The organism is Rhizobium vallis, assembly GCF_003985155.1.
In the GTDB taxonomy this organism is placed as follows: domain Bacteria; phylum Pseudomonadota; class Alphaproteobacteria; order Rhizobiales; family Rhizobiaceae; genus Rhizobium; species Rhizobium vallis.
Genome location: NZ_ML133689.1, coordinates 350,739 through 376,027, shown reverse-complemented (window position 1 = coordinate 376,027; position 25,289 = coordinate 350,739). Strand labels below are relative to the sequence as shown.

Sequence of the window (25,289 nt, the reverse complement as noted above, 5' to 3'; positions counted from 1 at the left end):
ATCAATAAAGCTGTTCTGTTGGTCGATAGTTTTTTTCTATCAAAGCTCCTCGTCCTTTACGAGCACCCTCGCTTCATGCAGCAGCGCCGAAACAAGCGGCGTGAAAGGTTCGCGATAGGACGCGACAAGGCCGACCAGATGATGCGCCTCCGGCTCAACGATCGGGATCATCCGGATTTCCACGGGAAATCCAAAGGACTTGGCGACGTTGCGCGGCATGATGCTCGCCCAGCGCCCTGTCCTGACATGCGAGAATAGCACGATCATCGAGTTGGATTCCAGCGTCGGATGCACGGTGGCGCCGGCTTCCGTCAGGTGCCGGTTGATGATGCGCCGGTTCTGCATATCGGCAGTCAATAGACAAAGCCGAAGATCGCCGACCTCCCGCCAGGTCACGTTCTCGCGATCGGAAAGCGGGCTGCCTGCGGCCGTGATCAGATGGTAGCGCTCCGCATAGAGGGGAACGGTTGTGACGCGGCCGAGCGGCTCGTTTTCGAGATAGGTGATACCGGCATCGATTTCGAGGTTCTCGAGCATGCTCAGCACCTGCAGCGAATTTCGCGACACGATCGAGAAGGTGACGCCGGGATGCCGTTCCTGGAAGGGCGTGGTGATGCGCGACAGCATCGCTAACGCCGTCGGAATGGCGGCGAGGCGGATGTGGCCGGAAAGGCCGCGCCGCGCCGCGCGCATCTCCTCGCGCATGGTGCGGGCGTCGCCGACGATGCGCCGGGCCCATTCGAGCACGCGCTGCCCTTCCGGCGTCAACCCCTGGAACCTGGAACCACGCTGCACCAGCATGACGCCCAGTTGATCCTCGAGCTGGCGGATGGCAGCCGAAAGCGTCGGCTGCGAGATCCCACACTCCTCCGCGGCGCGGCCGAAATGCTTTTCATTGGCAAGGGCGATAAAGAATTCCAGCTTGTCGATCATCCCCTTATCTTCGACATAGCAGCCGCGCTCCGCAAGGGCGGGTACTAACTGTTTTCCGCAGCCGGAAAAAGATCGAACAGCGATTCGAGGAAAGCAAGCACACTGACATTGCCGACCCTGTAATAGACCAGCCTGCCCTCGCGGCGCGTATTGACCAGCCCTTCGAGCCTCAGACGCGCGAGCTGCTGGGAGACCATCGCCTGCTGGATGCCGAGAATATTCTCGATTTCGCTCACCGTCCGCTCCCCACCCGCCAATATGCAGAGGATCAGAAGTCGGGTCTGGTGCGCCAGCGCTTTCAGAAGATCGCTCGCTTCGTGGGCTTTTCCAGCGAGCTTATGCAATTCCTGGCCGGTCATCCCCGGCTCCGGTTTAGGCAACGGCATTCGATATCTCGGAAGGGAGGCGATGAGGTAGATCAGCACAGTAGCATATTCGCAGAAGCGAATTGGTCAAAAGTGATGAAATGCCAAAAAAGGTCCAAACAAATCAGCAGATAAGCTGGCCGCCATTGATCTCGATCACCTGGCCGGTAATGTATCCCGAAAGCGACGGAGCGGCCAGGAACAGATAAGCCGGCGCACAATCTTCCGCCGTGCCGAGCCGCTGCAGGGGGATGGATTTTCTGGTCTGCTCCAGCTTTTCGCGGGAAGAATAACGCTCATGGAAATCGGTTTCGATCGTTCCCGGCGAAACGCAATTGACGCGGATTGCGTCCGGCGCAAGCTCGCGGGCAAGCGCCTTGGAATAGGTCGCGACGAAGGCTTTCGAGGCTGAATAGACCGAAGAACCCGGACTACCGCCGGTCAACGCCGAAATCGAAACCGTATTGACGATGGCAGCCCCTTGAGCCGCCTTCAATGCCGGCAGCAGTGCCCGCGTCAGCGCCACCACCGATGTCTGATTGAGCCGCACGATCGCCTCGTAATCCGCATCGGTCAGTACGTCGGCGGGAAAACGGCCGAGCATGGTGCCGGCATTGTTGACGAGCACATGCACCTTGTCGAAGAAGGCCAGTGCGTCTTCCGCAAATCCGGCCGCCCCGCCGGAAGCGGAAAAATCGGCATGCAGCAGCAGCGCACGCCTTTCGGATTCCGCCGTCAGCAGGAAATCCGGCAGGTCGCGTCCAGGCTTGCGCCCGGTATGGACGATCACCTTCGCGCCGCAGTCCAGAAACTGCCGGGCCACTTCGAGGCCGATGCCGCGGCCAGCGCCGGTCACCACGACATTGCGATTCTCAAACAGTCTGGGATGAAACACGAAGCCGTCCTCCTCGCGGACTAGGCCGCCGGTTGCGTCATGCCCCTAACATATGAGCATGCCGACCGAAAGAAAGGCGCGCATCGATCTTTCCCAGGAGATTTAGTTCCCTCGGGCGAACTAGTTTTCGGCCTGGAGGAGCCGCGCCCCCGGCCCTTCCTTGCCAAGCCGGTCGCCGGGATTGCGCAGCGGACAGCTTTCCACCGATAGGCAACCGCAGCCGATGCAGCCGGTCAGGCGATCGCGCAGCAGGCTAAGCTGCCTGATTCGCTCGTCGAGATCGTCCTTCCAAAGTGCTGACAGCGTCTGCCAGTCGCCAGCCGTCGGCGTGCGTCCCTGCGGCAGGGATTCGAACGCCGCCTGGATTTCCGAAAGCGGAATGCCGACCCGCTGCGCCACCTTGATGATGCCGAGCCGGCGAAGCACGTCGCGCCCGTAGCGACGCTGGTTGCCGCGGGTGCGAATGCTGGAGATCAGCCCCTTGGTTTCGTAAAAGTGCAGGGCCGAGACGGCAAGGCCGCTGCGCTCCGCCACCTCGCCGACCGTCAGGAGCTTGCCAAGCGCAGTTGCGGGAATGCTATCCATCGCCTCTTGACCTCAATATTAGTTGAGGTTTTATAAGGCTTGCTCCCGCAATCGTAAAGCCCGGCTGCAAGAAGGAGCGACGGATGAAAACGCCTCTGAATGACGACGAGGCCGGGCCGCCGGCGCGCACCATCCCTCGCGTCAATCGCCTCTATCCCGATATCCCCGCCTGAGGCGGAAGGCTCCGGTTCCGTTCCCGGCAGGTACGGAACCCTGGGAACACCTGGGCAGGACCTCCGCCCAGGTGTTTTCCCACTTATCAGCTTCAGCCCGACAACGCGGAAGGGTTTCAATTTTGCGGTTGCAGGACGAAAACCGCGGTGATAATTTCCGCGCCGATTAACAGGGGAGCTCCGTATCGCCGGGGCTGAGATGCGAGGCGCAAGCTTCCGGACCCTCCAAAGCTGATCTGGGTAATGCCAGCGGAGCGAGATAAAAATGTTTTCCGGCGCACAAGTGTCACTCTACCCGATGTCCGGCAATTTCGCCGGCATCATCCTCGATGCCGTCAAGGCGCTCGATCCCTATCGCGATCGGCTGCGCATCGAGACCGACGACATCTCCACCCTGCTGGTCGGCCCGCCCGATCTGCTCTTTGCCGCCATGCGCGATCTTTTCGTCACCGCTGCCCGGACCGGCGAGCATTGCGTGCTATCCGCCGCCGTCTCGCGCGGCTGCCCGGGCGAGCCCGACGACGCCATCTGCGGCATCAATCCTTCGGCCGGCCAGGCCGAGCCGCTTGCCGATCGTATATCGGCCGCGCTTGCCGCCGTCGACGCCACCTCCGAAACCGGACAGCTGACCGCTGCGCAATTCTCGCTCTACGTCATGGGAACCGGCGCCCATATGGAGGAGATCTACGGCTGCATCAACTTCCTGAAGCGTTCCGGCACCTTCGACCGCTCCAAGAATTTCTGCACCAGGCTTTCCGGCGATGCCGGTGCCGTCTTCGCGACCATCCGCGAAGCCTTCTATCGCTTTGGCGACCCCGAGGGGCATGTGACCCTCGATATCACGGTGTCCGCCAATAGCCCGACGAAAGCGTGAATCGAACGCTGATGACGCTGCCACCATCATCGGACTCGCGCCTTGCCGCGCTCCGCACCGCTCTCTACCGGGGGATACCCGCCTTCGTCGCCGGCTGCGCCTTTTTGGCGGCATGGGAGCTCTATGTCGATCTTTCCGGCATCAAATCCTCCGTGCTGCCGGCGCCGTCGCGCATCGCCATCCAGGGCTGGCTGAACCGCGAGGCGCTGATGTCAAACACCTGGCCGACGCTCGGCGCCACGCTCGGCGGCTTCGCCCTGTCGCTCGCCTTCGCCTTCGCCTCGTCGATCCTCATGGATTTCGTGCCCTTCATGCGCCGGGCATTGCTGCCGATCTTCATCGCCAGCCAGACCCTGCCGCTGGTGGCGATCGCGCCCCTCGTCGTCCTCTGGTTCGGGTTCGGCCTGTTGCCGAAGGTTCTGCTGGTGGCCCTCGTCACCTTCTTCCCGCTGCTCGTCGCCCTTCTGCAGGGCTATGAATCGACCGATCGAGATATTGCGGAACTGCTGAACTCGATGAAGGCGAGCCGCTGGCGCATTTTCCGCCTGGCCCGGCTTCCCTCTTCGCTGCCTTACTTCTTCGCCGGCCTCAGGATTTCGATCACCTATGCAGTCGTCGGCGCGATCTTTGCCGAATATGCCGGCGCGGCAAGTGGCCTCGGCATCTATATTCTCAACGCGAAGAACAATTTCCGCCCCGATCTCGTGCTCGCCGCCGTCGTCGTCAGCGCCGTGCTTACGCTCTGCCTCTTCGGCCTGACGCTATTGATCCAGCGCCTCGTCATGCCCTGGCAATCAACCCCGGAGAGGCGCCGATGAGCAGTGGAATGGTTGAACTGCGCGATATCGCGAAGTCCTTCGACGGCATGAGGGTGCTGGGCGATATTTCGCTCACCATCGCAGACGGCGAGTTCGTTTCGATCGTCGGCCCGTCCGGCTCCGGAAAATCCACGGTGCTGCGGCTGCTGACACAGGCACTGCGCCCCGATTCCGGCACCATGCTTTTCAAGGGCGAGCCGCTGGAGCAGGCGCCGCATTCCTTCGCCTTCATGCCGCAGCGCGATGCGCTGATGCCCTGGCGCCGGATCATCGACAATGCGGCGCTCGGTCTCGAGGTGAAAGGCATGAGCCGCCGCGCGGCCCGCGCCGCCGTTGCGCCGCTGTTCGAGAGCTTCGGCCTTGCCGGCTTCGAACACCACTATCCCTCCGAACTCTCAGGCGGCATGCGCCAGCGCGCGGCGCTGCTGCGCACCGTCGTGCAGATGCAGGACATGCTGCTGCTCGACGAGCCCTTCGGCGCGCTCGACGCGCTGACGCGCACGCAGATCCAGGAATGGCTGCAGGGCATGTGGACCGAGCACCGCTGGACGGCGCTGCTGATCACCCACGACGTTCGCGAGGCCGTGTTCCTCTCCGACCGGATCTATGTGCTTTCAGCCCGTCCGGCGCGTATCATCCGCGAGTTCCGCGTTCCCCTGCCCCGTCCAAGGAGTATCGCCGACCTCGGCTCGCCGACGGCCCAGGCGATCGAAACCGAAATCCTGCAAACCCTGCTTCATCCGCTAGAACAGGATGATTTTAGGCCGGTCGGCCTAAAATCTGAATCCTGTTCTAATTTAAAGAGTTAGAGCATGATGTCGTCCGAAAACCGCTCACACTTTTCGGCATCATGCTCAAGAGACCTGAGGAGGTCACCATGCTGCTTCTCACCCGCCGCCAGACGATCGTCGCCGCAATCGCGGCAAGCCTAGTCGGTCGCACCGCCCTCGCCCAATCGGCGCCCGCAAAGGTTCGCTTCGCGCTCGACTGGACGCCCAACACCAACCATATCGGCGTCTACGTCGCCAAGGCGAAGGGCTTCTATGCCGATGCCGGGCTCGATGTCGAGATTCTTCCCTTCACCGACACCAGCGCCGGAACGCTGGTATCCAACGGCGTTGCCGATTTCGGCATCAGCAGCGAGATCGAGACCCTCACGCAGCGTGCTGGCGGGGGTGATGTGAAGATGGTCTACGGCGTCGTCCAGACGGAAACTGCACGGTTGATCTTCAAGGGCGGGCGCGACGACATCAAGAGCCCTAGGGATCTCGACGGCAAGGCCTATGGCGGCTTTGGCGGCACTTGGGAGAGCGCGCTGATCTCCGCGATGATCCGCAATGACGGCGGCAAAGGCGACGTCAAGACCGTCACCCTCGGCACCTCGGCCTACGAGGCACTGGACAATGGCTCGATCGATTTCACCCTGGAGATCTACACCTGGGAAGGCATTGCCGCCGAACTGGAAAAACGGAAGATCGGCCGCTTCCACTATTCCGATTATGGCATTCCCGACGAGCAGACGACGGTCATCGTCTCCAGCGACGCCTATCTCTCGGCAAACCGGGAACACGCCCGCGCCTTCATCCAGGCCACGCGCCAGGGTTACGACTACTCCGTCGAGCACCCCGACGAAGCCTGCGACCTGCTGATCTCTGGAAGCAACGGCGCACTGATGAATACCGAACTGGTAAAGGCCTCCCAGAAGGCATTGATCGAGGGGCACTTCCTGAAATCCGAGGCCGGCGTAATCGGTAAGCTCGACCCGGCAAAGGCCGAGGCCCTCGGCGGCTTCCTGATCGAGAATGGCATTCTGGCCGATGCGAATGGCGCCGCACTCAAGGAAAAGCCGGACTTTTCCACCTATTATACCAACGAACTTCTCGACTGAGTCCGCCCTGACGCAGGTCGCGCAGAACTGTGCAGCGGTTTTGCGATCACGGCATGTGCAAGAACAAGACCTGAGGCGCGGTAAGTGATTCTGAGGGATCGCGCCGCGCTTTAGCCTTGCCCGCTGCGGCTTTCCGCTACAAGATCGCTCGGGCAAGGCGGGAGGCAAGATGCGACAAGACGAGAGACTGGCGGGAGCCGACTTCCTGCGCGCGATGGCCTGTCTTTTGGTGCTTGCCCACCATCTCGTGCTCCGGCTGGATATGCGCAGGATCCCCGACGATCTGGCGCCGGCCGCGCATATTATCCGCTTCGGCAATTTCGGCGTTGCCATCTTCTTCGTGCTGAGCGGCTTCCTCCTCGCCCATCCCTTCTGGCGCGCGCTCGACACGGGCGTCGGCATGCCGAGCCTGCGGCATTATGCGATCCGCCGGGCCGCGCGCATCGCTCCGGGTTTCTGGTGCGCCGCCACCGTCAGCTTCCTCCTCAGCCTGACGCTGCTTGGCTTGCCGCTGACGCCGGAGCTTATGCTCCGTTACCTCTCCGGACTGTTGTTCATGAGCCAGTGGCACTGGCGCACGTTCTTTCCTGTCGAAGCCGGCGGGCCGCTCTGGTCCATTCCCTTTGAAGTCACCAGCTATGTGCTCCTGCCAGCCTGCTTTCTCCTGCTGTTTCGCTTACCCGCACTCAACCGGCATCCGGTGCTTGCCCGCTTCGCCTGGCTTTGCATCATCGGCGGCGTGCTCGTCGCCCACGTGCTGATCCTGACCTTCTTTGCGCTCGACGATATCGGGCGCGGCTGGGAGTACGGACTGCAGGGCGGAGCGAAGGAATGGATGCCCAGATTTAATCCGATCGGTTTCTTCGCGGTCTTCGCGATTGGCGCGCTTGCCGCCGGCATCGAGGTCATGCTGCGCGCAAGGCGCTCCTCCTGGTTCGACGCCGCGGCACTTCTGGCCCTCGTCATCGCCGGCTACCGCCTCGTCATTTCGCCTGGCGGCTCCCCCGAATCTTACGGCTGGCTCGATGTACCCTATGGCTTTCCCATCTTTCCGCTGGCGGTCGCGACTGCGCTCGTTTCGCTTAGCCATTCGCAGCACCTCGGCCGGCTGCTGGACAACGCTCCGGTCCGCTACACCGCAAAGATCTCCTTCGGTATCTATATCTGGCAGGAGATCATCCTGATATCGATGCAGAAACTCGATCCCGGCTCGTTCGGCGTTTCCTCGGAGAATGTCGTCACCGGCTGGCTTCAGTCTTGCGGACTGGCGGCCACCCTCATCGTTCTCGTCGCAAGCCTCAGCTATTACCTGCTGGAAAAACCGGCGATCGGCTTCGGAAACCAGCTGACGAGCGACCTATCCAATCGGGCTACTCCTTTCAAAGTATAAACTTCTCGACAACTCAACTACAGGCATTAAGGTTAACAGGAAATACTCCCATTTTTGGCGTCTTAATGATTACCAATTTATTATGTATACGGATGACAAATCATATTCGAGCATGTATTTGTCTCGGCGTGGTTCAGTCTCAGGCATAACTTGTGGACCTTGCGTAATGAATGCTTTTACTTCGAAGAGGAATTCGCGCTTCGATGCGTCTCAACGTCAGAACAAAAACAAGGCACTGATTGTAGCGAACTCCAACATCCGCCAGCCGGATGGTTTTTCAGGCGTGGAAAGAAAAATGGCCCTGCGATTGGTCGTGAAGCGGATGATCGACATCGTCGGCTCGGCCAGCGCCCTTGTCGTGCTGGCTCCGCTTTTTCTAGCGATCGCCCTTTTCATCAAACTGGATGATGGCGGCCCTGTGTTCTTCCGCCAGATCCGCTGGGGGCTGAATGGCCGGAAGATTACGGTCTTCAAGTTCCGGTCGATGCGCGCGGAAGCGTGCGATCCCTCGGGCATCCAACAGACGGTCAAGGGCGACAGCCGGGTGACGGGCATCGGCGCGGTGCTCCGCAAGACCAATATCGACGAGTTGCCGCAGTTGCTGAACGTCCTCAGAGGCGACATGTCACTGGTCGGCCCGCGCTGTCACGCCATCAACATGCGGGCTGCAGGCAGGCTCTACGAGGAGCTCGTTCCGGGATACCACCACCGCCACATCATGCGCCCCGGCATCACCGGTCTTGCCCAGACACGCGGCTGGCGCGGTCCGACGGCACGGCCATTGCAGGCCCGCGCCCGCATTGCCAGCGATATCTATTACGTCAGAAATTTCAGCCTGCTGCTCGACATGAAGATTCTGCTCAATACGCTGGTCATCGAGCTGCGCGGCGGCACGGGCTTCTGAGGCGATCCGCGATCGCGGCGCCACGGCAAACGGCCTTGACGGGCCGTTTTTTCATTTCAACCCATATGTGCTGGAATCATTTCCGGAATGCATGCAGCCGGAAATAAAAAAAGCGGCCGTCGAGGCCGCTTTTTATTGAGGCTGTCGCCGCAATCAGTCCTGACCGACCATGCCCTGCAGATGGGTCATTTCCATGATGAAGTGCTCAAGCTTGGACTTGTGCTCGTGATGCACGACATCCTCAAGTTCCCTCTTCGCAGCTTCGATGCGGCGAGTGAGTTCGTCCTTGTTGAGCTCTTCGACTGGCACGGCGGATTCGGCAAGCAGCGTGCAGCCGGTCGGCAGGATATCGGCAAAGCCGCCGAACACGACGTAGTCCTGCTTCGAGCCGGAAGAGGAGCGAACGCTTACGATGCCCGGCTTGACGGTCGTCATCGTCGGGGCATGGTGCGCCATAACAGTCATCTCGCCTTCGGTGGCGGGAATGACGACCTCGGTCACCATTTCCGACAGCAGCAGGCGCTCCGGCGAAACGAGCTCAAAGTTGAAATTGTCAGCCATCAGTGACTTACCTTCTCGGCTAAGGCTTTTGCATCTTGCAGTTTGGTCCCGCAGAACGGGCAGTGCATTACCGCCTGGTCGAGATATCCGAGGCCTTCCTCGGTCTGAACCAGCCCGACAACCATCATCAGCAGGCCGTTATCGGCCCGGTAGATAGTCGGCACTGCCGGTTCGGGAAGCTCTGCCACGGCTCCCTTAAGGGAGTCGCAGCAGAATATCTCGTCTTGAGCGTCGCTCATCAAGCAGCTGCGAGCTTCTTGGCCTTCTCGATTGCTTCTTCCATCGAGCCGACCATGTAGAAGGCAGCTTCCGGCAGGTGATCGAATTCGCCGTTGACGAGGCCCTTGAAGCCCTTGATCGTGTCTTCGAGCGCAACCAGCTTGCCCGGCGAACCGGTGAAGACTTCGGCGACGAAGAACGGCTGCGACAGGAAGCGCTCGATCTTGCGAGCGCGAGCAACAGCGATCTTGTCCTCTTCTGACAGTTCGTCCATGCCGAGGATGGCGATGATGTCCTGCAGGGCCTTGTAACGCTGCAACGTCGACTGGACCTTACGGGCCACTTCGTAATGCTCTTCGCCGACAACCATCGGGTCGAGCATGCGCGAGGTGGAGTCGAGCGGATCGACGGCCGGGTAGATGCCCTTTTCGGCGATCGAACGCGACAGAACCGTCGTTGCGTCAAGGTGGGCGAACGAGGTTGCCGGCGCCGGGTCGGTCAAGTCGTCGGCCGGAACGTAAATGGCCTGGACCGAGGTGATCGAGCCGGTTGTCGTCGTGGTGATGCGCTCCTGCATCTGGCCCATGTCGGTTGCGAGCGTCGGCTGATAGCCGACCGCCGACGGGATACGGCCGAGCAGAGCCGACACTTCGGAACCGGCCTGCGTGAAGCGGAAGATGTTGTCGACGAAGAACAAAACGTCCTGGCCTTGGTCGCGGAAGTGTTCGGCGACCGTCAGGCCGGTCAGGGCGACGCGGGCGCGCGCACCCGGCGGCTCGTTCATCTGACCGTAAACGAGCGCGGCCTTCGAGCCTTCGCCACCGCCATGCTTGTTGACGTTCGATTCGATCATTTCATGGTAAAGGTCGTTGCCTTCGCGGGTGCGTTCACCGACGCCTGCGAAAACCGAGTAACCACCATGCGCCTTGGCGACGTTGTTGATCAGTTCCATGATCAGAACGGTCTTGCCGACGCCGGCGCCGCCGAAGAGGCCGATCTTGCCGCCGCGTGCATACGGGGCGAGAAGGTCGACGACCTTGATGCCGGTAACGAGGATCTGCGCTTCCGTCGACTGGTCGACATAGGCAGGCGCATCCTGGTGGATGGCGCGCTTGTGAGTGGTGACCAGCGGACCTGCTTCGTCGACCGGCTCGCCGATGACGTTCATGATACGGCCGAGCGTCTCGTTGCCGACGGGAACCATGATCGGAGCGCCGGTATCGGTAACCAGCTGGCCGCGAACAAGACCTTCGCTCGAGTCCATGGCGATCGTACGAACTTCGTTTTCACCCAGATGCTGGGCGACTTCGAGAACCAGACGGTTGCCGTTGTTGTCGGTTTCGAGCGCGTTCAAGATCGCCGGCAGTTCGCCTTCGAAAGCAACGTCGACGACGGCGCCGATAACCTGGGTGACTTTGCCGACAGAGCGGGTAGCTGCCTCAGCCATTTTCTTACCCTCTTTTCCTAACTCAGAGCGCTTCCGCGCCCGAAATGATTTCAATCAGTTCCTTGGTGATCTGAGCCTGACGCTGACGGTTGTAGCTCAGCGTCAGCTTGTTGATCATCTCACCAGCATTACGCGTCGCATTGTCCATCGCGCTCATCTTGGCGCCCATTTCACCCGCGACATTCTCAAGGAGAGCGCGGAAGATCTGGACCGAGATATTGCGCGGGATCAGTTCGTCGAGGATCGACGCCGGATCCGGCTCGTATTCGTAGACGGCGCCAGCATGGTCTGCATCCTCGGCGGAGGCTTCCGGAGCCTTGGCCGGAATCAGCTGCTGCGCGGTCGGCACCTGGCTGATCACCGACTTGAACTCCGAATAGAACAGCGTGCAGACGTCGAACTCGTCGGCTTCGAACATCTCGATGATGCGCTTGCCGATCTGGTCGGCATTTTCGAAACCGATCTTCTTGACTTCGCGCAGTTCTTTGCGCTCGACGATCAGGGACGCATATTCGCGGCGCAGGATGTCGTAGCCCTTCTTGCCGACGGTGAAGATCTTCACCGTCTTGCCTTCGGCGACCAGCTTGCGGACATGGTCGCGGGCAAAACGGGCGATCTGCGAGTTGAAGCCGCCGCACAGGCCGCGTTCGGCCGTGCAGACAACGAGCAGATGCACCTGATCCTTGCCGGTACCGGTCATGAGAACCGGCGCACCGTCCGCATCGGTGACGGCCTTGGCGATGTTCGCCAGAACCGCACCCATGCGCTGCGAATAGGGCCGGGCGGCCTCGGCCGCCTCCTGCGCACGCCGAAGCTTCGCCGCGGCGACCATCTTCATCGCCTTGGTGATCTTCTGCGTCGCCTTGACGGAGGCGATCCGGTTTTTCAGATCCTTAAGTGAAGGCATCCGTGATCCGTCCTAACTTAGGGCCTGATTACGAGAAAGACTTTGCGAAGCTATCGAGAGCAGCGGTGAGCTGGCCCCTGGTCGCGTCGCTGATTGCCTTTTCCGTGCGGATCGCGTCGAGGATGGCGGAGCCTTCCGAACGCAGATACGAGAGGAAGCCCTGCTCGAACTTGCCGACCGAAGCAACCGGCAGCTTGTCGAGATAGCCGTTGACGCCTGCAAAAATCACAGCGACCTGCTCTTCCGTCTTCAGCGGCGAGAACTGCGGCTGCTTCAGGAGTTCGGTCAGGCGCGCGCCACGGTTCAGCAGGCGCTGCGTCGCAGCGTCAAGGTCCGAACCGAACTGGGCGAAGGCGGCCATTTCGCGATACTGGGCGAGTTCGCCCTTGATCGAGCCGGCAACCTGCTTCATGGCCTTGATCTGAGCCGAGGAACCGACGCGGGAGACCGAGAGACCGACGTTCACGGCCGGGCGGATGCCCTGATAGAACAGGTCGGTTTCAAGGAAGATCTGGCCGTCGGTGATCGAGATGACGTTGGTCGGAATGAAGGCCGACACGTCGTTGCCCTGCGTTTCGATGACCGGAAGAGCGGTCAGCGAGCCGGCGCCCTGGTCGTCGTTCATCTTCGCAGCGCGCTCGAGGAGACGCGAGTGCAGGTAGAAAACGTCGCCCGGATAGGCTTCGCGGCCCGGCGGGCGGCGCAGCAGCAGCGACATCTGGCGGTAGGAAACGGCCTGCTTGGAAAGGTCGTCGTAACCGATCAGCGCGTGCATGCCGTTGTCGCGGAAATATTCGCCCATGGCGCAGCCGGCAAACGGTGCCAGATACTGCATCGGAGCCGGATCGGAAGCGGTGGCGGCAACGATGATCGAATACTTCAGCGCGCCGCGCTCTTCGAGCACCTTGACGAACTGTGCGACGGTCGAGCGCTTTTGGCCGATGGCGACGTAGACGCAGTAAAGCTTTTCGCCTTCCGGACCGTTCTCGTGAATGGCCTTCTGGTTGAGGAAGGCGTCGAGCAGGATCGCGGTCTTGCCGGTCTGGCGGTCGCCGATGACGAGTTCGCGCTGGCCGCGGCCGACCGGGATCAGAGCGTCGATGGCCTTGAGGCCCGTCGACATCGGCTCATGAACCGACTTGCGCGGAATGATGCCGGGAGCCTTGATGTCGACGCGCGAACGGCGCGTCGCATTGATCGGGCCCTTGCCGTCGATCGGATTGCCGAGCGCGTCGACGACGCGGCCGAGCAATTCCGGACCGACCGGAACGTCAACGATGGCGCCGGTCCGCTTGACGGTGTCGCCTTCCTTGATGTCGCGGTCGGAGCCGAAAATAACGACACCGACGTTGTCGGCTTCAAGGTTCAGAGCCATGCCGCGGATGCCGCCGGGGAACTCGACCATTTCACCGGCCTGGACATTGTCCAGACCGTAAACGCGAGCGATACCGTCACCGACGGAGAGAACCTGGCCGACTTCCGAGACTTCTGCCTCTTTGCCGAAATTTTTGATCTGGTCTTTGAGAATTGCGGAAATTTCCGCGGCGCGGATATCCATCAGCCAACCTCTTTCAATGCGAGCTTAAGGGTAGAGAGTTTGGTACGAAGAGACGTATCAATCTGACGGGACCCGACCTTTACGATCAGACCACCAAGAATTGACGGATCAACCGTGACGGCAATCGTCACGTCTTTGCCGGTAACGCTCTTGAGTGCCACCTTCAATTCGGTTTCCTGCTCTGCGGTGAGAGCATGCGCCGAGGTGACCTCGGCGGAGATTTCACCGCGATGGTTCGCGGCGATGATGCGGAAGGCCTTGATCATGCCCGGCAGGGCAAACAGGCGACGGTTGCGCGCCACGACCTTCAGGAAATTGGCGAAGAAACCGCTGATGCCGGCCTTCTCGCTGATGGCGACGATCGCCTTCAACTGGTCTTCAGCGGAGAAAACCGGGCTTGCGACGAAGCGCTTCAGATCAGCGCTCTCATCCAGCATCGCCTGGAAACGGTCAAGATCTGCAGTTACGCTGTCAACGGCGCCCTGTTCGAGCGCCAGCTCGAAAAGCGACGAGGCATAGCGCTCTGCAACACCAGAAGTAAGCTGGGACGTGTCTGCCACTGGCACAAATTTCCCTGATTTCAACCCAAAATCCGGCTCTCGGCGGGCGCCGAACCTATGATCTTGAATTCGTTTTGATTTCCCCCAGAAATCACAAGAGAAGCCTCTTGCTTCTTCCGAAATTCGGGGTCCGTCTAACATAGGATGTTCGGACTCGCAACACGCGTAATGCCCGAATAAGCCTTTCACATGAATTTCTGTCCGCAAAATTGCGGAATGACCTGCAGCCATGCATGAGAAGCCGCCCGCCGGCAGCAAAACTCACGTCTGGATGAAGCCGAAAACATAAAGCAGCGGCAGTGCCGCCAAAGCAATCTGCACAACCAAAAGTAAATAGTTGACGAGATTGCTCCCCTTATCGGACAGGATCGAGATCACGCGGGCAAAGGCGGCCATCACAAAAGAAGCGCCAAGCGCCATGTAGATCCAGTCCTGGGCGAGCATGATTGCCGACAGCCCGAAGCCGAGATAAAAACCGCCCATCGAGCGCGCTTCGCCGAAGCCCTCCGGCCGTCCCTCCCGCGCCTCGAGACCGAGAAGACGCAGGGCATAGCCCGGCGCGAACATCATGACGAAACCCGCCAGCGCGGTGAAGGCTGCGGAGCAGAATGCAAGCCGCTCGCCAAGCTCGGTCGGAAAATAGAATTCCATGCATCGGCCCCAAATCACTTGTGAATCGCTGTTTTATGACATGGGCCGGAAAGGGAGGAAATGGCAGCAAGGCCGAAAAACGGCCCGCGTTTTCGGCAGGTACGGAGAAATCGGAAATGCTCGTCGAATAATTGAAGCGGTAGCTACAGAAAACTCTGCGGGTCGATATCGAGCTGCACCTGCACCGATCCGCGCTCCTTGGGCGATTGCGACAGCATCGCGCGCAGGAAACTCTGCATGTCCGAATTCCGCCGCCCATGCACCAGAAGGCGGAAACGGTGGCGGCCGCGCACCAGCGCGAGCGGCGCCTCCGCCGGGCCGAGCACCGAGATGCCGGAGACCTGCGGCGCTGCGTTGCGCATCCCGCGCGCATGGTTTTCGGCATCATGGCGGGTTTCGGCCGAAACGATGATCGAGGCGAGCCTGCCGAAGGGCGGCAGGGCGGCGCGTTCGCGCTCGGTGATCTCACGCTCGTAAAATGCACCGGAATCCCCGGAAACGATCGCCTGCATGACGGGATGCTGCGGCTGGTAGGTCTGCAGCAGCCCATGGCTCTTGAGGCCGGTGCGACCGGCCCGGCCGGTCACCTGCGACAGAAGCTGGAAAGTGCGCTCCGCCGCGCGCGGATCGCCGTTGGCAAGGCCGAGATCGGCATCGACGATGCCGACCAGGGTCATCAGCGGAAAATTATGCCCCTTGGCGACGAGCTGAGTGCCGATGACGATATCCGCCTCGCCCTTGGCGATCGCTTCCAGCTCCAGCCGCAGCCGCTTCACCCCGCCCATGATATCCGAGGAGAGAACGATCGTCCGCGCCTCGGGGAAGTGCCGCTCCACCTCTTCGGCAATTCGTTCCACGCCTGGCCCGCAGGCGACGAGATGGTCGAGCGTGCCGCATTCCGGGCAGGCCTCGGGCGTGCGCTCGGCATGGCCGCATTGGTGGCATTGTAGCTGCTTGCGGAAACGATGCTCCACCAGCCAGCTCGAACATTGCGGACATTGGAAGCGGTGGCCGCACACCCGGCAGAGCGTCAGCGGCGCATAACCGCGCCGGTTGAGGAAAAGCAGCGCCTGTTCACGCCTTTCCACTGTCTTGCCGATCGCCCGGATCAAGACCGGCGAGAGGAAGCCGCCCCGCTCCGGCGCGTGCCTGCGCATATCGACGAGATGCAGATCCGGCAGCGCCGCATCGCCGAAACGCGTCGGCAGGTGGACGGTGCTGTAGCGTCCGCTTTGCCCGTTGACCTGGCTTTCGACCGATGGCGTCGCCGACACGAGGATGACGGGAAAATCACCGATACGGCCGCGCACCACGGCCATATCGCGGGCATTGTAGAAAACACGGTCCTCCTGCTTGTAGGCGGGATCGTGCTCCTCGTCGACGATGATGAGGCCAAGATCCTCGAAGGGCAAGAAAAGTGCCGAGCGTGCGCCGGCCACAACCCTGACTTCGCCGGTCACCGCCTGGCGCCACACCTTTTCACGCATGCGCGAGGCGAGATCGGAATGCCATTCGGCAGGCTTTGCCCCGAAGCGATCCTGGAAACGCTCCAGGAAACTTGCCGTCAGCGCGATCTCCGGCAGCAGGATCAGCACTTGTTTGCCGCGTTTCAGCGTTTCGGCGATTGCCTCGAAATAGACCTCCGTCTTGCCCGATCCCGTCACCCCGTCGATCAGCGAGACCGAGAATTCTTGCCTGCGGATCTCGGAGACGATCTCGTCGGCCGCCTCTTTCTGAGGCCCTTCCAGGCGCGCGGCGGCAAAATCCGGATCCGGTATCGCGACAACCGGTGGCGGCGGCAGGAACACTGTCTCGAAAATGCCGAGCGTGATCAGCCCATTGACGACGCTCGTTGAGACCCCGGCCGCATGCGCCAGACCGCTGCGCGTCCACGAAAAACCGTCCGATGCCGTATCGAGCACCCGGGCGCGCGCCGGCGTCATCCGCTCCGGCTCGCCGCCGACGAGCTTCAGCCCTTCGACCATCGGTTCCGGCTCGAAGGCGTTCGGCGCCCGCAGCGCCATGCGGGCGACGAGGCCGGGCGGGGAGAGCGTATAGGTCGCCACCCAGTCGATGAAATCCCGCATCTCCTTGGAGAGCGGCGGGCAGTCGAAGACATGGCTGATCGGCCGGAGCTTCTTTGGATCGACGCCATCCTCGCCGCCGTCCCAGACGACGCCGATCACCTGCCGCGGCCCGAGCGGCACCTGCACGACCGAGCCGGGCTCGATCGCCATGCCCTCCGGCACCGAATAGGAATAGGGTTTCGGCGCCGGCATCGGCACCAGCACCGGAACCGTTCGGTTCGCGGGCGGTGCCTCGAAAAGCGCGCCAAAGAGATCGGACGAATCTGTGCTCATCGCGCGAGACCATGCCCGCAAATGACTGGAATTGGAACCGCAAAGACGAAGCGGCGCATCTGGCGAAAATGCGGACTGCAAAGGCCTGCCAAGATTACCCGCGCCTTTACGAAAAGGTTGCTGGCCACGTGAACAGCCGCATAGATTGCCGGAAGATCTTGTTCAACGACGGAATTGGAGAGGACCGAATGGCCAGACTGACCGAGGACGCCAAAGGCGTCTATGTAATCGCCGTAACCCCTTTCACCGATGACGGCGCACTCGATCTTGCCAGCATCGACAGCATGGTCGATTTCTACGAGGGCGCCGGTGTCACCGGCCTGACGGTGCTCGGCCAGCTTGGCGAAGCCCCGAAGCTGACAGCGCAGGAATCGCGGACCGTGGTCGAGCGGGTGTTGAAGCGCCTCGACGGCCGCCTTCCCGTCGTTGTCGGCGTGTCGGCGCCGGGACTGGCGCCTATGCGCGAACTTGCCGAAGCCGTCATGGGCGAGGGGGCTGCCGGCGTCATGGTCGCGCCGCCCTGGACCGTCAAGACTGACGACCAGGCCTTCGCCTTCTACCAGTCGGTCGGCGAAGCGCTTGATGATACGCCCTTCGTGCTGCAGGACTATCCCCTCACTACAAATGTGACGATCGCGCCTAAAGTCATCGAGCGTATCGTCAGGGACGTGCCCAATTGCGTCATGCTCAAGCATGAGGATTGGCCGGGTCTTGCGAAAATATCAGCACTTCGCGCCGCCAGCGACAGCGGCGCCATGCGGCGCATTTCGATCCTTTGCGGCAATGGCGGCCTTTTCCTACCCGAGGAGATGGGGCGCGGCGCCGATGGCGCCATGACCGGCTTCTGCTATCCGGAGATGATGGTCGGGGTCGTCAAAGCCTACGCCGCCGGAAATTCCGATCGCGCCCATGAGATCTTCGACGCCTATCTGCCGCTCGCTCGATACGAACAGCAGCAGGGCATCGGGCTTGCCTGCCGCAAATACGTGCTTGCCAAACGCGGCGTCATCAAGTCCGCCGCTCTGCGCAAGCCGGGCGCCAGGCTCTCTGCGCCCGATATTGCCGACGTCGAACGGCTGCTGGCGCGCCAGACCATCCGCCTCAAGGAGATCGGTGCATGACGGTCGGCAAAAGCTACGATTTCATCATCGCCGGCGGCGGATCCGCCGCATGCGTTGCGGCCATGCGCCTGGTGCGCGACTTTGGCTTTTCGGTGCTCATCATCGAGCGCGGACCCCGCGATACGGCACGGCTCATGTCCTTTCCAGCCGGCTATATGAAATATCTTGCCCGCGACGATTTTCTCGAAATGCATCATACGGTGCCGCAGCCCCAGCTCGGCGGACGGGGACCGATCGTGCCGGTCGCAAAAGCCCTCGGCGGCGGCAGCGCCGTCAATGCCATGGTCTATATGCGCGGCCAGAAAGAGGACTACGACGGCTGGGCCGCCCATCTCGGCAACGGAAGCGAATGGTCCTACGAGGACATGCTCCCGCACTTCAAAGGCATCGAAGCCAATGGTCGCTTCAACGACCGGTATCACGGCATTTCGGGCAACCTAAAGGTTTCCGAGCCGCGCCACATCTCCGATACGACGGAGGATTTCATCCTCTCGGCGCAAGGGCTCGGCCATCCCTATAATCCGGATTTCAACGGCGTCCGGCAGAACGGCGTTGGCATCATGCAGCATACCTTCGCGCAATGGGGTCGCCGGATCGAGCGATCGGACGCCAAAAAGGCATTTCTCGATCCCCTTGCCGGCGATACCAGGCTGGAGATCGTCACCCAGGCGAGGGTCGATCGTGTTCTCGTGGAAGACGGCCGCGCCGTCGGCGTCGTCTATACCAGCAACGGCGAGACCCACAGGGCGTTGGCCAACCGCGAGGTGCTCGTCGCCGCCGGCACCTATAACAGCGCCAAGCTGATGATGCTCTCCGGCATCGGCCCGGCCGACCATCTTCGCGAACATGGCATCGGCGTTGCCGTAGATCTTCCCGGCGTCGGCGCCAATCTCCAGGATCATCACGAGGTGCCGGTCATCGCGTCGACGAAATCGAAATCCGGGTATTTCGGTCAGGACCGCGGCTGGCCGATGATCCGCAACGGCCTGCAATATCTCTTGTTCAATTCCGGCCCGGTCACCACGACGGGCATCGAAGCCTGCCTGTTCTACGATCCAGATGGCGGCGAGCGCCCGACGATCCAGCTCTACTGCGCGCCGATCGTCTATCTCGACCGCGACGTCTCCTCGGCAAAGCCGACCTATGGGGTTACCTTCACCTCCTGCCTGCTGAGACCAAAGGCGCGCGGCAGCGTCAAGCTGCGCTCGGCAAACCCCGATGACCAACCCTTGGTCGACTGCAATTTCTTCGGCGATCCGGACGATCTGCGCCTGACGCTAGCCTCGCTGAAGACGGCGCGCCGGCTTCTGGAAACCGAACCCTTCAAAGCCAAGATCGCAGAGGAGATCCTTCCGGGGCGATCGCTGCAGGACGAGCAGTCACTGGCGAAATTCGCCTGGCAGACGGTCAAGACGAATTATCATCCTTCCGGCAGCCTCAGAATGGGACCGGAAAGCCATCCGATGTCAGTCGTCGACGGCAGGCTGCGTGTCCGTGGCATCGATGGGCTGAGAGTGATCGATTGCTCCATCATCCCCTTCATCCCGTCGGGCAACACCAACGCTCCGGCGATGGCAATAGGCTCCAAAGCCGCAAGCATGATTGCGGAGGACCATCGATGATGCCGTCTACGCGTCGAGGCCCTGCCTCCTACAGCTCAAGAGCATGGGTATGGCCGTCCCACCCGCCGGGCTGAAACCCGAGCGATTCCCAGAATTTTGCCGCGCCGTCGTTTCCCGCATGAACGGTGACGAGGCTGCAGAACGATCGCGCATGGTCGAGCAGTACCAGCGCGAGCATCCGGCGACCCGGTGCGGGTCTGGATCAGATCACGCTTGAGGAGCTCGAGGCCATCACCTACGACGAAAATGCCCGCGCCTGCTGTTCCCACTGCGATGAACCACGGGATGACGACACGCCGGCCACCCGCTTCAATCTGCTCCTGGCCGAGGTGATCGAATTGCAAGGAAAGATCGCCCCATGAACCGATGCCGACCAACGGAGTGAAAGCCTTGCCTCGAAGGCGGGTCGAATCATGCCCTTTTCAGCAGCGATGTCACGTCGTGAAATGTGCTGATACCCCTTTGACTTTCTTTTCGGGTAAATTCAGCGTGGATCAGCTCGAATGTCCCTTGCATGCACATTTTCGTGCATTGCCAGCAAGCGGACACCAAGGGTTAAATCCAAGCGCCACCAGACTAGAAAGGAGCCGCTCTTGGCTATTATCTGGAAATATTGTGTGGCGGCAGCGTTCGCGACGATTGCCATTCACTATGTGTCCGAAAGCGTCGCGACTGTAAGAGAGGCCGTCTTGGGTAAACACCAAGACGGCCCTCACGATACGAAGAAGTAGCTGTCGTTGCCTTGGGGAAGGATGTGCCTGGTAAGCGCCTTCCCCACTTCTTCGTTTAGAACGTTCTCGCACATCACCGCATTAGTCAAATGAAAGCTCCGGTGCGATGTTGTGAGCAGACATCATTTCGGCGGCTCGCGGTATCCCGATATTTTACGATTGCGCTGGATCAGCCGCGGCTAGCCCTGCGCCGGGCCGCAGCGAGCCGATACTCACGCAGTTCCTTGTTCGCATGCGAGCCGATCGGGCTTCATCCCTCGCCATGCGATCGCGGATCACGCGGATGTCGATCATCATGGCGATGCCGACGTGTCTAGACGGCAGGAACCGGAATTTCGCGGCCGCGCACAGCTGCAACCGGCGGGCCGACCGACGCGAATATCGCGTCGCCGTCCCCCGCCAGATCATGCACCGTATGTTTCTCCAGAGCCTTCGTCACCTCGTTGAGATCGCCGTCCAGCTGTTCGGCAGGAATGAGATTGCCGATCACGAAATCGAAGCGGTCGCCGCGTTTATTCAGCAGCTCATGAAAAACCGTCATGTCGCGAAGTTCCGTCGACCATTTCGCCAGCCAGTAGAATAGGCCGGAATTGCGCGCCGTCATGTGGACGGGCAGGATCGGCAGATTGTATTTGCGCGCCAACCCGACGGCCGAGGTCTTCCATGGGCGTTCGTTCAGCCGGCCGTTCGCCCAGTAGGCAATGCGGCCCGAGGGAAAGAGCACCGTCGCCTTGCCTTCCCTCACCGCACGGTTGGTCAATTGCAGCGTCTCGCGCGCCTTGAGCTTGCTCTTGTGCTCCTCCCGCCATTCGACAGGAATGATCATTTCGGCAAAGCGCGGATTGACGCGGATCGCATCGCGATTGGCGAAGAACATCATATCGGGCCGGCGTGCCTTCAGGAGATCGAACACCGCGACGCCATCGGCAATGCCTGTGGGATGGTTGCTGACGAGGATGAAGCCGCCGGACGCAGGAATGCGTTCGCCATTGGCGATACCGATTTCGAGTTTCAGCACGTCGCTCAAATATTCGAACGACTGGAAGCCCGGCATCTTGGCGACGGCATTGGCGAATTCGATCGCCTTGTTATAGCGCAGCAACGTGTAGAGGAACGGCCGCATGACGGGCCAGAGCGGATTTTTCACGATCCTCTGGCCGCGTTCGGCAATCAGCGTATCGACGATATGACCGGGCTTTCCCTGTGAGACGAGAGCAATCGCTTCCGCGAGTTGTCCGAAAGCCGTCATGGAATCGCGCCGGGCCATGAAAGATCCTGTCTATGGGGAATAAACTATCGCAGTACAATATGATCTAGGGATGACAAGGCTTGGCCGGCATTAGCAATTCGATAACCGTTCCTGCTTCAAATTGGCGAACTTGAAGGCAAATTCAAGGCCAGTGACGTGAATGAACTATTGATCATCGCCGACCCGCGCCTGATGGCGGAACGGGCAGCATGGCTCGAAAACCTCGCCCGCGAGCGCCGTCTTTCCGAGCACACGCTCGACGCCTACGAGCGTGACACCCGCCAGTTCCTGACCTTCCTGACCGGCCATCTCGCCGGCCCGGCGACACTCGGCGATATCAGGGAATTGCGCCCGGCCGATTTCCGCGCCTTCCTCGCGGCGAGGCGCAAACTGGGCTCCGGCGCCCGTTCGCTCGGCCGCAATCTCGCGGGTATTCGCTCACTGCTGCGCCATCTTGAGAAGAAGGGTCTGGTCAACGCCGCCGGTGCGGGCGCGATACGCTCGCCGAAGCAACCGAAATCGCTGCCCAAGCCGCTTTCGGATACGCAGGCGATCACCGTCGTCAGCGACGAAGCCCAGCTCCATGACGAACCCTGGATCGCCGCGCGCGATGCGGCCGTCATGACGCTGCTCTACGGCTGCGGACTGCGCATCTCCGAGGCGTTGGATCTTACGCCCGCCGACCTGCCGAATGGCGCAACAACGCTGCGCATCACCGGCAAGGGCAACAAGACGCGGCTGGTGCCGCTGCTCTCAGTGGTTTTCGAGGCCGTCGGGAAATATCGCGCGCTTTGCCCATACCATCTTGAAAGCGGCGAGCCGTTGTTTCGCGGCGCCCGCGGCGGCAAGCTTCAGCCGGCGATCATCCAGCGGGCGATGCAGAAGCTGCGCAGCGCCTTCGGCCTGCCGGAGACAGCAACACCCCATGCGCTGCGCCACTCCTTCGCCACGCACCTGCTTGCAGGCGGCGGCGATCTGCGCACCATTCAGGAACTGCTCGGCCATGCCAGCCTTTCCACAACGCAGGTCTATACCGGCGTCGATGCGTCGCGGCTGCTCGAGGTGTATGATCGGGCCCATCCGCGCGCCTAGTGCATGTCGCCAAAACGTGCGCAGCGGTTTTGGGATAACGACATGCACAAACTTTAAGTTTCGTTAAGGCATTCTCTTAAAGGAATATGCGCAAGCCGGGCGTAGAGCATGACATGCTAAGGCATGTGGGGAACACCATCATGACGACATCAATCGGCCGCCGGACATTTCAGCTCGCAGCGCCGGGCAATCTGCTGCTTTGGCTGATGGCAGCCTTTCACATGCTGCTTCTCGCGGCCCTGCTTGCCGCGCTCCTGACTGCGCGACCGGCAACGGCCGCCGACGAGACCTGCACCGGTCGCAATCTGATGGTCGAACTGCAGCAGAACGATCCCGCCCGCTACGCCGAAGCGCAGAAGGAAGCCGACGCGACACCGAACGGGAAGGGCATCTTCTGGAAGATCGAGAAGCCGGGGCTTCAGCCTTCCTGGCTGCTCGGCAGCATGCATGTCACCGATCCGCGCGTGCTTGCCCTGCCGCCGCGCGCCCAGGCCGCCCACGACGCCGCCGCCACGATCATCATCGAATCCGACGAAATTCTCGATGAGCGCAAAGCGACCGCCGCCCTGCTCGCAAAGCCGGAGCTGACGATGTTCACCGACGGCACGACGATCGACAAGCTGCTCTCGCCGGAAGATTACAAGCGCCTCGAAGCCGGCCTCAAGCAGCGCGGAATCCCGCTCAGCGCCGTCTCTCGCATGCGGCCCTGGATGATATCAAGCGCCGTCGCCCTGCCGGCATGCGAACTTGCCCGCAAGGCCAAGGGCGTGCAGTTCCTCGACCAGAAGATCGCCACCGACGCCGTTGCCGAAGGCAAAGAGGTCAAGGGGCTGGAGACCCTTGCCGAGCAGATTCAGGCTATGGCCGACCTGCCGGTCGAATTCCATGTGAAGTCGTTGATCGAGACGCTGGAGCTCGGCGACAAGATGAACGATGTCGTCGAAACGATGACGGATCTCTATCTCTCCGGCGATATCGGCATGACCATGCCGATGCTGAAGACCGTGACGCCGCAGGACAAAGAGGAAAGCAGCGACTACGCCGCCTTCGAACAGCGTGTCATCCTCGACCGCAACAAGGTGATGGCTGAGCGCGCCGCGCCCATTCTCGACAGCGGCAATGTCTTCATGGCCGTGGGTGCCCTGCACCTGCCCGGCAAGGACGGCGTCATCGAACTGCTGCGCCAGCGGGGCTTCACCGTAACAGCTGTAAATTAGGTCCAAGCTCGATAATTTGCTGTGGCGGCAGCGCGCAGAGATTGACAACTCCAGTTTGCACACGCCACATGACGGCATTTCCAGCCCTTGCTCCCAAAGAGTTTTCAATGCTCAGCCTCAATATGGTTTTCACGTCGAGAGCAGTCTCGAAAGGCTTTTTCACGCTCAGCAACAATGCAGCGCTTATGTTGGCGGCGGCACTGACGATCTTTTCCTTTTCGCCTGCTTTGGCAGATGACGAACTGGCTTGCCCGGGCCAGAACCTTTTGGCCCAACTGGAAAAGGAAGATCCCGTCCGTTTCAGGGGGGCTGTCGAGAAAGCCGAGGCGATGCCGAACGGCAATGCGATCTTCTGGAAAATCGAAAAGCCAGGTCTTGAGCCTTCCTGGGTGCTCGGCACGATGCATGTGAGCGATCCCCGGGTATTGGATAAGCCGGAAGGATTTTACGGGGCATACGACACCATCGACACTCTGGCCGTCGAATTAGCAGAGGTCGCAGAGCCGGAAAAACTCATGCTGGAATTCTTCAAGCATCCCGAACTGACCACGCTTCAGGGCGACAAAACGCTCGATCATATCTTGCCCCCTGATGCAACCAGCGAAGTCGCTGCCAGCTTGAAGAAGAAGGGCATCAACATGAACCTGATGGCAAAGATGCGGCCATGGTTCATCTACATGGGTCTCCAGACACGTGGTTGCGACATCAAGCGCAGAGCAAGAGGTCTCAAGGTACTGGACGAGTCTCTCGCACTCAAGGCGCTTCATGATGGCGTGGATCTGGTTGGCCTGGAAACACCGGTCGAGCAAATTAAATCCCTGTCGGATGTCCCGGATGACCTCATGCTGCAAAATCTGCGGGAGTTGCTGGCGCTTCCCAACGGCATGGACGACATAACCGAGACGATGATCGATCTGTACGATCAGGGCAAGATCGGGATGATCTTCTCGCTGATGGAGGCCGCTTCGACGGATCAGGTTGCAGCAAAAGCCTTCGAGAATCGAATGATCACTGATCGAAACAAGGTCATGGCGGAACGGGCGAAGCCCTACCTCGACAAGGGGCGCACCATGATCGCCGTCGGAGCGGCGCACTTACCCGGCGACGACGGTTTGGTTGAACTGCTGCGCAAGCAGGGCTTCACCGTCACCGCAGTGAACTGAACCTGC

The 25,289-nt window shown here is 61.0% G+C and carries 25 protein-coding genes, 1 pseudogene and 1 riboswitch; of the genes and pseudogenes, 12 read left to right on the top strand and 14 right to left on the bottom strand.

Annotated features, from left to right (window positions below):
* Positions 1-39: 39 nt before the first annotated feature.
* The 4 genes from EFQ99_RS14945 to soxR form a co-directional block, all read right to left on the bottom strand.
* Entirely contained in the window at positions 40-933 is an 894-nt protein-coding gene (locus EFQ99_RS14945; protein ID WP_126921787.1) for a LysR family transcriptional regulator, read from the bottom strand.
* A 44-nt stretch (positions 934-977) separates the two neighbouring features.
* Complete coding sequence (locus EFQ99_RS14940; RefSeq protein WP_126921786.1) at positions 978-1,319, bottom strand: ArsR/SmtB family transcription factor; 342 nt, start codon at positions 1,317-1,319, stop codon at positions 978-980.
* 103 nt (positions 1,320-1,422) lie between these two features.
* A complete protein-coding gene (locus EFQ99_RS14935; RefSeq protein WP_126921785.1) occupies positions 1,423-2,193 on the bottom strand; it encodes an SDR family NAD(P)-dependent oxidoreductase in 771 nt (256 codons plus the stop codon).
* 120 nt (positions 2,194-2,313) lie between these two features.
* The gene (gene soxR, locus EFQ99_RS14930) at positions 2,314-2,778 is read right to left on the bottom strand and encodes a redox-sensitive transcriptional activator SoxR (RefSeq protein ID WP_126921784.1); all 465 of its coding nucleotides are present in this window, start codon (positions 2,776-2,778) and stop codon (positions 2,314-2,316) included.
* Between the two features lie 334 nt (positions 2,779-3,112).
* A riboswitch (TPP riboswitch) is annotated at positions 3,113-3,226 on the top strand.
* On the opposite strand from soxR, the gene EFQ99_RS14925 reads away from it, so the two are divergent.
* From EFQ99_RS14925 to EFQ99_RS14900, 6 genes are all read left to right on the top strand, one after another.
* Complete coding sequence (locus EFQ99_RS14925) at positions 3,217-3,825, top strand: YkoF family thiamine/hydroxymethylpyrimidine-binding protein (protein ID WP_126921783.1); 609 nt, start codon at positions 3,217-3,219, stop codon at positions 3,823-3,825. Its footprint overlaps the riboswitch before it by 10 nt.
* 11 nt (positions 3,826-3,836) lie before the next feature.
* Complete coding sequence (locus EFQ99_RS14920; RefSeq protein WP_126921782.1) at positions 3,837-4,643, top strand: ABC transporter permease; 807 nt, start codon at positions 3,837-3,839, stop codon at positions 4,641-4,643.
* Positions 4,640-5,452, top strand: a complete 813-nt coding sequence (locus EFQ99_RS14915) for an ABC transporter ATP-binding protein (RefSeq protein ID WP_126921781.1) — start codon at positions 4,640-4,642, stop codon at positions 5,450-5,452. Before EFQ99_RS14920 ends, EFQ99_RS14915 begins: the two co-directional genes overlap by 4 nt.
* 68 nt (positions 5,453-5,520) lie before the next feature.
* Positions 5,521-6,531 carry an ABC transporter substrate-binding protein gene (locus tag EFQ99_RS14910; RefSeq protein ID WP_126921780.1) on the top strand — a complete coding sequence of 337 codons (1,011 nt, stop codon included), beginning with the start codon at positions 5,521-5,523 and terminating at the stop codon, positions 6,529-6,531.
* Positions 6,532-6,700: 169 nt separating this feature from the next.
* Positions 6,701-7,921 carry an acyltransferase family protein gene (locus EFQ99_RS14905; protein ID WP_126921779.1) on the top strand — a complete coding sequence of 407 codons (1,221 nt, stop codon included), beginning with the start codon at positions 6,701-6,703 and terminating at the stop codon, positions 7,919-7,921.
* A gap of 166 nt (positions 7,922-8,087) precedes the next feature.
* Complete coding sequence (locus EFQ99_RS14900; RefSeq protein WP_126921778.1) at positions 8,088-8,825, top strand: sugar transferase; 738 nt, start codon at positions 8,088-8,090, stop codon at positions 8,823-8,825.
* A 153-nt stretch (positions 8,826-8,978) separates the two neighbouring features.
* Here the strand turns inward: EFQ99_RS14900 and EFQ99_RS14895 are convergent, their stop codons facing one another.
* The 8 genes from EFQ99_RS14895 to EFQ99_RS14860 all read right to left on the bottom strand — a co-directional run bounded on the left by EFQ99_RS14895 (position 8,979) and on the right by EFQ99_RS14860 (position 17,088).
* Positions 8,979-9,386 carry a F0F1 ATP synthase subunit epsilon gene (locus EFQ99_RS14895; protein WP_126921777.1) on the bottom strand — a complete coding sequence of 136 codons (408 nt, stop codon included), beginning with the start codon at positions 9,384-9,386 and terminating at the stop codon, positions 8,979-8,981.
* Positions 9,386-9,625: a hypothetical protein gene (locus EFQ99_RS14890; RefSeq protein ID WP_126921776.1), complete on the bottom strand. Its 240-nt coding sequence runs from the start codon at positions 9,623-9,625 to the stop codon at positions 9,386-9,388. Before EFQ99_RS14890 ends, EFQ99_RS14895 begins: the two co-directional genes overlap by 1 nt.
* Positions 9,625-11,052, bottom strand: coding sequence for a F0F1 ATP synthase subunit beta (gene atpD / locus EFQ99_RS14885; protein ID WP_126921775.1), 1,428 nt, complete (start codon positions 11,050-11,052; stop codon positions 9,625-9,627). The genes EFQ99_RS14890 and atpD overlap by 1 nt, the downstream gene beginning before the upstream one ends.
* Positions 11,053-11,074: 22 nt before the next feature.
* The gene (locus EFQ99_RS14880) at positions 11,075-11,959 is read right to left on the bottom strand and encodes a F0F1 ATP synthase subunit gamma (protein ID WP_126921774.1); all 885 of its coding nucleotides are present in this window, start codon (positions 11,957-11,959) and stop codon (positions 11,075-11,077) included.
* Positions 11,960-11,987: 28 nt separating this feature from the next.
* Positions 11,988-13,517, bottom strand: a complete 1,530-nt coding sequence (atpA, locus tag EFQ99_RS14875) for a F0F1 ATP synthase subunit alpha (RefSeq protein WP_126921773.1) — start codon at positions 13,515-13,517, stop codon at positions 11,988-11,990.
* Positions 13,517-14,083, bottom strand: coding sequence for a F0F1 ATP synthase subunit delta (locus tag EFQ99_RS14870; protein ID WP_126921894.1), 567 nt, complete (start codon positions 14,081-14,083; stop codon positions 13,517-13,519). Before EFQ99_RS14870 ends, atpA begins: the two co-directional genes overlap by 1 nt.
* 255 nt (positions 14,084-14,338) lie before the next feature.
* Positions 14,339-14,728, bottom strand: a complete 390-nt coding sequence (locus EFQ99_RS14865; RefSeq protein ID WP_126921772.1) for an AGROH133_08824 family phage infection protein — start codon at positions 14,726-14,728, stop codon at positions 14,339-14,341.
* A gap of 143 nt (positions 14,729-14,871) precedes the next feature.
* Complete coding sequence (locus EFQ99_RS14860; protein WP_126921771.1) at positions 14,872-17,088, bottom strand: primosomal protein N'; 2,217 nt, start codon at positions 17,086-17,088, stop codon at positions 14,872-14,874.
* A gap of 188 nt (positions 17,089-17,276) precedes the next feature.
* Here EFQ99_RS14860 and EFQ99_RS14855 point away from each other — a divergent pair, with 188 nt between their 5' ends.
* Together EFQ99_RS14855 and EFQ99_RS14850 are read left to right on the top strand one after the other, a co-directional pair.
* Complete coding sequence (locus tag EFQ99_RS14855) at positions 17,277-18,209, top strand: dihydrodipicolinate synthase family protein (RefSeq protein WP_126921770.1); 933 nt, start codon at positions 17,277-17,279, stop codon at positions 18,207-18,209.
* Complete coding sequence (locus EFQ99_RS14850) at positions 18,206-19,831, top strand: GMC family oxidoreductase (protein WP_126921769.1); 1,626 nt, start codon at positions 18,206-18,208, stop codon at positions 19,829-19,831. Before EFQ99_RS14855 ends, EFQ99_RS14850 begins: the two co-directional genes overlap by 4 nt.
* 28 nt (positions 19,832-19,859) lie before the next feature.
* On the opposite strand, the pseudogene EFQ99_RS35490 reads toward EFQ99_RS14850, so the two are convergent.
* Positions 19,860-20,012: pseudogene (locus EFQ99_RS35490) on the bottom strand (GNAT family N-acetyltransferase); the annotation flags it as partial.
* Here EFQ99_RS35490 and EFQ99_RS14840 point away from each other — a divergent pair.
* A complete protein-coding gene (locus tag EFQ99_RS14840) occupies positions 19,957-20,193 on the top strand; it encodes a hypothetical protein (protein WP_126921768.1) in 237 nt (78 codons plus the stop codon). The pseudogene EFQ99_RS35490 and the gene EFQ99_RS14840 sit on opposite strands and share 56 nt — an antisense overlap.
* 682 nt (positions 20,194-20,875) lie before the next feature.
* Here the strand turns inward: EFQ99_RS14840 and EFQ99_RS14835 are convergent.
* Positions 20,876-21,829: a GNAT family N-acetyltransferase gene (locus EFQ99_RS14835; protein WP_126921767.1), complete on the bottom strand. Its 954-nt coding sequence runs from the start codon at positions 21,827-21,829 to the stop codon at positions 20,876-20,878.
* 138 nt (positions 21,830-21,967) lie between these two features.
* On the opposite strand from EFQ99_RS14835, the gene EFQ99_RS14830 reads away from it, so the two are divergent.
* The 3 genes from EFQ99_RS14830 to EFQ99_RS14820 all read left to right on the top strand — a co-directional run bounded on the left by EFQ99_RS14830 (position 21,968) and on the right by EFQ99_RS14820 (position 25,283).
* On the top strand, positions 21,968-22,903 hold the full coding sequence (locus EFQ99_RS14830; protein WP_126921766.1) for a tyrosine recombinase XerC: 936 nt from the start codon (positions 21,968-21,970) through the stop codon (positions 22,901-22,903).
* Between the two features lie 140 nt (positions 22,904-23,043).
* Entirely contained in the window at positions 23,044-24,120 is a 1,077-nt protein-coding gene (locus EFQ99_RS14825) for a TraB/GumN family protein (RefSeq protein ID WP_126921765.1), read from the top strand.
* A 107-nt stretch (positions 24,121-24,227) separates the two neighbouring features.
* Positions 24,228-25,283, top strand: coding sequence for a TraB/GumN family protein (locus EFQ99_RS14820; protein WP_126921764.1), 1,056 nt, complete (start codon positions 24,228-24,230; stop codon positions 25,281-25,283).
* The last annotated feature ends 6 nt before the right edge of the window (positions 25,284-25,289 follow it).